Origin of the sequence: Accumulibacter sp. (assembly GCF_016789985.1) — a bacterium.
Classification (GTDB): Bacteria; Pseudomonadota; Gammaproteobacteria; order Burkholderiales; family Rhodocyclaceae; genus Accumulibacter.
This window is the reverse complement of record NZ_JAEUOL010000253.1, coordinates 1-7,353: the sequence shown is the minus strand read 5'-3', so window position 1 is coordinate 7,353 and position 7,353 is coordinate 1. Positions and strand designations below refer to the sequence as shown.

The window sequence follows — 7,353 nt, the reverse complement described above, 5'->3', positions numbered from 1 at the left end:
AGGACAGATCTACGTGCCGAACATCAACTGGCTGCTGTTGCTGACGGTGATCATCGTCGTCCTCGGCTTCCGCTCGTCGTCCAATCTGGCTTCGGCCTACGGCATCGCGGTGACGCTGACGATGATGATCGACACCATTCTTGCCTTCGTCGTCGTGCGTGCGTTATGGAAGTGGAGCTGGGCCTATTCGGCGATCTTTCTGGTTTTCTTCGTGGTGGTCGACTTCGCTTTCTTCTCTTCCAACGTCACCAAGATCCTCGATGGCGGCTGGTTCCCGCTGGCCCTGGGCTGCACGGTGTTTGCACTCCTTTCGACCTGGCGGCATGGTCGCAAGCTGCTCTACGAAAAGCTGCAGAAAGACGCGATTCCGCTTGAGGCGTTCATCGCCGGCCTGGCCACCGGCGGGCCACAGCGGGTCGATGGCACCGGCGTTTTCATGACCGCCGAGCCGCATGGGGTACCTCGTGCGCTCCTGCACAACCTTTACCATAACAAGGTTTTGCACGAGCGGGTCGTGCTGCTCAATGTGGTGACCGAAGACGTACCGCATGTCGCGCCAGACGATTCCTTGCGCGTCGAAGCCCTGCCGGCCGGCTTTTATCGGGTATTCGTGCGTTACGGTTTCAAGGACGACCCCGATGTGCCGCGTGTGATGGAACAGTGCGGCAGCTTGGGATTACCCTTCGAAATGATGGAGACTTCATTCTTCCTGGGGCGCGAGACCGTCGTGACGATGCCGATTTCGGGGCGTGCGCGCATGGCGTACTGGCGACAGGTCCTGTTTACCTGGATGTTTCGCAACGCCGATACCGCGACCGCCTTCTTCAAGATCCCGCCCAATCGCGTGGTCGAACTCGGCGCACAGGTCGAACTCTCGTAGTTACCGAGCAGCAGCGGCAAGCGGTTGATCAGTGTGTCGCTGCCGGTCGTTTCCCGACACCCCAAGGAGAGGCGCTTGGCTCTGATCATCACCGAAACCCAGGACGCGATCGGCACGATCGTGATGAACCATACGGCGCGGCGCAACGCACTCAGCGAAGCGCTGATCGGGGAAATCACCCTCGCGCTCGATGCTTTCCGCGAGCAGTCCATGCGCGCCGTCGTTTTGCGTGCGCCGGCCGGCGCCAAGGTCTGGTCGGCCGGTCACGATGTCGGTGAACTGCCGACTGGCGGGCGTGATCCACTTGGCTGGAGCGATCCGCTGCGCGTCCTGATCAGGGCCATACAGGAATACCCGGCGCCGGTGCTGGCCCTCATCGAGGGTGGCGTCTGGGGTGGCGCCTGCGAGCTGGCGATGGCCTGTGACATCCTCGTGGCGACACCCGAAGCGACCTTCGCCATCACCCCGGCGAAACTCGGTGTCCCCTACAATCTCGGTGGCCTGCTGACGGTGTTGAACATGATTCCGTTGCCGGTTGCCAAGGAGATGCTGTTTACGGCGCAGCCGATTCCCGTTGCGCAGGCACTCAATCTCGGCGTGGTCAATTACGTCAGACCAGCCGATCAGATCGAGACTTTCGTCTACGCACTGGCGGCGCAGATGGTCGCCAATTCACCATTGAGCATCTCGGTGATGAAGGAGGAACTGCGCTTGCTGTCCAGCGCGCGATCGATCACCCCGGATCTGTTCGAACGCATCCAGGGACTGCGACGGGTGGTTTACGATAGCCACGACTACCACGAGGGAATCACCGCGTTCAGCGAGAAGCGCAAACCTCGCTTCCTCGGCCGCTGAGGCACCGCGTTCAGGTCACCGGAGAGCGCGGACGGCAGGTCGGCAGTCTCCGGCGTCGTGTGGCGAGAGTCAGGTGCTGCACCGTGACGCTCAGCGTTTGCCGGCCAGCAGTTGCGCCAGTTCGACCGCCGTCCGGACGCCCATTTTTTCGAGCAGATTGGCCCGATGCACTTCGACCGTGCGCATGCTGATCTGCAGTTCGTCGGCGATCAGTTTGTTCAGTTTGCCGGACAGCACCAGTTCCATGACCTGCCGCTCGCGGGTGGTGAGGCGGGCGATCAGGCTGTTCACCGAATCGCTGTCGGATGCCGCGACGCGCTGGTTGGCGTCCAGTTTCAAGGCTTCGATGACCCGGTTCACGAGCTCGTTGTCGTTGCAGGGCTTTTCGACGAAATCGAAGGCCCCTTTCTTGAGCGCCGACACGGCCATCGGTACATCCCCGTGACCGGTCAGGAAGATCACCGGCAGCTTGCAGCCGCGCTCGCACAGCAGCTCGAACAACTCGGGTCCGCTCATCCCGTCCATGCGGATGTCGAGCACGATGCAGCCAGCCAGCGAGGAGTCCCAGGCGGCCAGGAAATCTTCGGCCGAAGGGTAGCTGGCGCAGGCGACGCCGCGCGATTCGAGTAGCCAGGTCAGAGAGTCGCGGATCGCTTCGTCATCGTCGACAAGGTAGGCGTGCTGGGTCATTGGCGGTCGATCGGCAGGGTGATGACGAAGATCGAGCCGCCGTCCGGGTTGTTCTCGACCCACAGGCGGCCGTGGTGAAATTCGATGATCGAACGACAGATGTTCAGTCCCATGCCCATGCCGTCGGCCTTGGTCGAGAACAGGGGTGTGAACAGTTTCTCGACGAGGTCCGGCGCGATTCCCGGCCCGCAGTCGATCACCCTGATCTCCATCTGCGTGTCCACCTGTCCGAGCTTTATGGTCAATCGCTTCTGGTCGGCCGGCAAGTCGCTCATCGCCTCGATGCCGTTGCGCATCAGGTTGAGCAGGACCTGTTCGAGCATCACCTGGTCGGCCGGCAGTTCGGGACGCATTCCCTGGATTTCGCGCACGATGCGCACACCCCGCCGCCGGGCAGCGGCTTCGATGAAACCGATGCTGTCATCGATCACTTCGGCGAGATCGCAGGGGGCGAGCTTGGGCTCGCTCTTGCGCACGAAGTCATGCACCCGGCGGATGATGTGGCCGGCACGCTGCGCCTGGAGCGCCAGCTTGCCGAGCGTTTCCTTGAGCTGGCCGGGATTGAAATCACCGGATTCGAGCTTGTTCAGGCAGCCGGCGTTGTAACTGGTGATCGCCGCCAGCGGCTGGTTGAGTTCATGCGCCAGGGTGGAGGCCATTTCGCCCATGGTGACCAGGCGGGCAGTGACCTGAAGCTTTTCCTGCTGCTGGCGGGCGAGTTCTTCGGCGTGCTTGCGCCCCGTGACATCGATGATCGACCCCATCCAGCCGGTCTGTCGGCCATCGGCGTCGATCAACGGCGCTTCGTAGATCAGTGCGTCGAAACGACTGCCGTTCTTGTGCATCAAGCGGATCTCGAAGCCCTCGTGCGGCGCATTGCCCTGCAGCACGTTGTTGTGCAACTGCAGGGTCCGCTCCATTTCTTCCGGTGCCCAGTAGGGCATCGGCGGTTCCCTGCCGATCAGTTCCTCGGCGGTGAAACCGACCATCTGCAGGAAGGCCGGGTTGGCATAGGTGACGCGTCCGTCGAGATCGCGCGCCCGCATGCCGACCATCAGCGAGTCTTCCATCGCCTTGCGGAAAGCGTACTCCGAGCGGAGCGCCTGCTCGGCCGAGAGCCGCCTCTGAATCGAGCCGCGCACTGCCCACAGGCTCCAGAAAACTGCTGCGGCGAGCACGATGATCAGTGTCGCGATCAGCGTCTGCGCCAGATTGTCGGCGCCGCGATAGGCGGTGACGTGCAGTACCATGCCGTAACCGGGTGGGTCGAAAGCGACCGGGTAGCTGAGGGTGGTCGGCGACGCGTCGACCTTGGACTTGCTGGCCAGCAGGGCACCGTTGCCGTCGACCACGCGTACCTGGTACTTCTCGGCGAACCACCAGGGGACCTGTTGCTTGAGCAGGCCATTCAGCGAATAGACACCGAGCAGGGTGCCACGGTAGTGGCCATCGTCGAAGATCGGTACATAGACTTCGAACTGCGTTGCCTCGGCCGTGCGGTAGGCATCGCTGTAGATCGGTTTGCCGAGGCGGGCGAGCTCGATCGAGCGGCCGAGTGGCTGCTCGCCGCGCGCATCGTCATCCGGCCGCGGCAGGGCCTGTGTCGGCATGCCATGCAGTGTTCTCGCGGCGGCGTCCAGCCACAATAACTGGCGCAGCTCCGGGTTGTTCTTGAGGATGTGGCGGGCGCGCAAGTCGAACAGCTCGGCCTGGTTTCTCGCCCGTGTCAGATCGAGTGCCAGTTGCTGCAATTGCTCGGAGTTGCCATCCAGGTGGAAGCGGACGCTTTGTTCCAGCCAGAGGACATCGGCGATCAGCGTCGAACGCTGTTCGTCGATCTCGTTGCGGTGCAGCAACCAGAGGAGGGTGACCAGCAGCACGAGCAGCAGGCCGACCGCCAGCTTGAGGATGGACAGATACCAGTTCGACCAACGCAGTGGAACAGGCCGGCGGCCGCTTCGTCGACGCTCGTAGGGGTAGGGGATCGCTGCCTCTTTCATGGCGCTGCATCTTACCGAACTTCCCGTGCCGACGGGTGCCGCTGCACCGGCGCGGGATTGCCGCCCGGCCAGCATTGCGGATTTCCACAATATGCGCTCGCGTTTTTTTTTGTGATAGTGGCATCGGCACTCCGGGCACTGCCCGATTTCGAACCAACTACTCCATGGAGGAGACAAACGATGAAGCTTCCCACCCTGCTTTCTGGCCTGGTCGCCGGCGTTTTTGCACTGCTGCCCCTGGTGGCCGTCGCGCAGCAGCCGATCGTCATCAAGTTCAGCCACGTCGTGGCACATGACACGCCCAAGGGCCTGGCCGCCGAGTTCTTCGCCAAGCGGGCCGGCGAACTGACCAAGGGCAAGGTGAAGGTCGAGGTGTACGCCAACTCGACGCTGTACAAGGACAAGGAAGAGATGGAGGCTCTGCAGCTCGGTGCCGTGCAGATGCTCGCTCCATCGCTGGCCAAGTTTGGACCGCTCGGCGTCAAGGAATTCGAACTCTTCGATCTGCCCTACATTTTCGACAACTACACCGAGCTGCACAAGGTGACGCAGGGTCCGATCGGGCAGAGCCTGCTCAAGAAGCTGGAGCCCAAGGGGGTGACCGGTCTTGCCTTCTGGGACAATGGCTTCAAGTCGTTTTCGGCCAATACGCCGATCAAGATGCCGGCTGACCTGAAGGGCAAGAAACTGCGCATCCAGTCGTCGAAGGTGTTGGAAGAGGAGATCCGCGCCCTGAGCGCCCTACCGCAGGTGATGGCCTTCTCCGAAGTCTATCAGGCGCTGCAGACCGGTGTGGTCGATGGCACCGAGAATCCGATTTCCAACCTTTATACCCAGAAGATGTTCGAGGTGCAGAAGCATCTCGCACTGACCGAGCACGGCTACCTGGGCTACGCGGTGATCGCCAACAAGAAATTCTGGGAAGGACTGCCGGCCGATGTGCGCGGTCAGCTCGATGCGGCCATGAAGGAATCGACCGCTTACGCCAACAAGATCGCCAAGGAGCAGAACGACAAGGATCTGGAAGCGGTCAAGAAGACCGGCAAGACGCAGGTCTATGCCTTGACCCCGGAAGAGCGGCAGGCGTTCAAGAAGGCACTGGCGCCGGTGCACCTCAAGATGGAATCGCGCATCGGCAAGGAACTCCTGCAGTCGGTGTATAAGGAAACCGGATTCGATCCGGCCAACCCCTGAGCGTTCGGGAGCAGAGAAGACAGCCCGTTGGGATGCCACGCCTGACGGGCTTTTTTTCAGGCAGATGGGGGAGTTCTCCACATGAAACTACTTGATCACCTCGAGGAATGGCTGATCACCTTCCTCATGGCGGCAGCGACGACAATCATCTTCGCGTCCGTCGTGCATCGCTACCTGTCGGGAGTAGAGATTCCCGGCTTGCAGGACTGGTTGTTGTCGCTTAACTTTGGCTGGGCGCAGGAACTGTGCATCATCATGTTCGTCTGGATGGCCAAGTTCGGCGCCGCCTATGGTGTGCGCACCGGTATCCACGTCGGGGTCGACGTGCTGATCAACCGGATGACCGGCCGCACGCGTGCCAAGTTCGTCGTTTTCGGTTTGCTTGCCGGCGCCTTGTTCACCGGTATCGTCGGTACGCTTGGCGCGCATTTCGTGTGGGAAAACGGCTTTCACTATGCCTTGTACACCGCGTTCGGCTGGGACCTGGTGGACATCCCGGAGGGGCCGACGACGCCCGATCTGGAGTGGCCGACCTGGATCGTCTATAGCGCGATTCCGCTTGGTTCGAGCCTGATGTGCTTCCGTTTCCTGCAAGTGGCGGTGAGTTTCATCAGGACCGGCGAGTTGCCGCATCACGATCACGGTCACGTCGATGGCATCGACGAGACGACGATTGCCGAAGAGGTCGATGCCTTCCAGATGGAGGACAACCTGCACCCGCACGACCTGACCTACAAGAAGCGCCACCCGGAAGATCAGTCGGGCAACGGAGGTAAACAATCATGAACGCCTCGATCATCTTCATCATTCTGCTGGTCCTCATGCTGACCGGCATGCCGATCTCGATCTCGCTCGGTCTGACCGTTCTCAGCTTCCTGTTCATGTTCACCCAGGTGCCGCTCGAATCGGTTGCCCTCAAGCTGTTCACCGGTATCGAGAAGTTCGAGATCATGGCCATTCCGTTCTTCATCCTCGCCGGCAACTTTCTCACTCACGGCGGGGTGGCGCGACGCATGATCAAGTTCGCCACCAGCATGGTCGGGCACTGGTACGGTGGCCTTGGCCTGGCCGGGGTGCTCGCCTGTGCGCTGTTTGCCGCGGTGTCGGGCTCGTCGCCGGCAACCGTGGTGGCGATCGGCTCGATTCTCATGCCGGCAATGGTCAAGGCCGGTTTCCCGAACAAGTTCGGGGCGGGCGTCATCACCACCTCGGGAGCGCTCGGCATCCTGATTCCGCCATCGATCGTCATGGTCATGTATTCGGTGGCGACCAACACCTCGGTCGGGGCGCTGTTCATGGCCGGCGTGATTCCGGGAATCGGTCTGGCCATGGTGCTCGGCGGCGTGACCTGGTTCCGGGCGAAGAAATTCGATTACCCGCGCATGAAGAAGGCGACGTTCGGCGAGCGCTGGAAGGCGTTCCGCGAGTCGGTGTGGGGTCTGCTGCTCATCGTGGTGGTCATGGGCGGCATCTACAGCGGCATGTTCACGCCGACCGAAGCGGCTGCGATGAGTGCGGTCTATGCTTTCTTCGTCGCCGTCTTCGTGTACAAGGATCTGTCGATGAAGGACGTGGCGCGGGTGCTGCTGAACTCGGCGAACATGTCGGCCATGCTTCTGTACATCATCACCAACGCCGTGCTCTTCTCCTTCATCATGACCAACGAGAACATCCCGCAAGCCCTGGCTGACTGGATGCTGGGGCATGGCCTGGGGATGATCGCCTTCCTGCTGG

At 61.6% G+C, this 7,353-nt stretch carries 7 protein-coding genes; 5 read left to right on the top strand and 2 right to left on the bottom strand.

Annotation, left to right across the window (positions count from 1 at the left end; genetic code table 11):
- On the top strand, positions 1-880 hold an 880-nt coding region (locus tag JNK99_RS14655), incomplete at its 5' end, for a KUP/HAK/KT family potassium transporter (RefSeq protein WP_291854340.1).
- Positions 881-955: 75 nt separating this feature from the next.
- The gene (scpB, locus tag JNK99_RS14650; protein WP_291854338.1) at positions 956-1,735 is read left to right on the top strand and encodes a methylmalonyl-CoA decarboxylase; all 780 of its coding nucleotides are present in this window, start codon (positions 956-958) and stop codon (positions 1,733-1,735) included.
- 90 nt (positions 1,736-1,825) lie between these two features.
- Here scpB and JNK99_RS14645 read toward each other — a convergent pair whose 3' ends face one another.
- Complete coding sequence (locus JNK99_RS14645) at positions 1,826-2,425, bottom strand: response regulator (protein ID WP_291854336.1); 600 nt, start codon at positions 2,423-2,425, stop codon at positions 1,826-1,828.
- Positions 2,422-4,425 (bottom strand): ATP-binding protein, encoded by a 2,004-nt coding sequence (locus tag JNK99_RS14640; protein ID WP_291854334.1) that lies wholly within the window; start codon positions 4,423-4,425, stop codon positions 2,422-2,424. Before JNK99_RS14640 ends, JNK99_RS14645 begins: the two co-directional genes overlap by 4 nt.
- A gap of 180 nt (positions 4,426-4,605) precedes the next feature.
- Here JNK99_RS14640 and JNK99_RS14635 point away from each other — a divergent pair, with 180 nt between their 5' ends.
- The 3 genes from JNK99_RS14635 to JNK99_RS14625 form a co-directional block, all read left to right on the top strand.
- Positions 4,606-5,619, top strand: a complete 1,014-nt coding sequence (locus JNK99_RS14635) for a TRAP transporter substrate-binding protein (RefSeq protein WP_291854332.1) — start codon at positions 4,606-4,608, stop codon at positions 5,617-5,619.
- Positions 5,620-5,700: 81 nt separating this feature from the next.
- Complete coding sequence (locus JNK99_RS14630; protein ID WP_291854330.1) at positions 5,701-6,405, top strand: TRAP transporter small permease; 705 nt, start codon at positions 5,701-5,703, stop codon at positions 6,403-6,405.
- On the top strand, positions 6,402-7,353 hold a 952-nt coding region (locus JNK99_RS14625; protein ID WP_291854328.1), incomplete at its 3' end, for a TRAP transporter large permease subunit. The genes JNK99_RS14630 and JNK99_RS14625, both read left to right, overlap by 4 nt.

Excerpts from the sequence above, each read along its gene's own strand:
- JNK99_RS14645 (WP_291854336.1), bottom strand. The coding sequence starts at position 2,425 with ATGACCCAGCACGCCTACCTTGTCGACGATGACGAAGCGATCCGCGAC.
- JNK99_RS14640 (WP_291854334.1), bottom strand. The coding sequence starts at position 4,425 with ATGAAAGAGGCAGCGATCCCCTACCCCTACGAGCGTCGACGAAGCGGC.
- JNK99_RS14635 (WP_291854332.1), top strand. The coding sequence starts at position 4,606 with ATGAAGCTTCCCACCCTGCTTTCTGGCCTGGTCGCCGGCGTTTTTGCA.
- JNK99_RS14630 (WP_291854330.1), top strand. The coding sequence starts at position 5,701 with ATGAAACTACTTGATCACCTCGAGGAATGGCTGATCACCTTCCTCATG.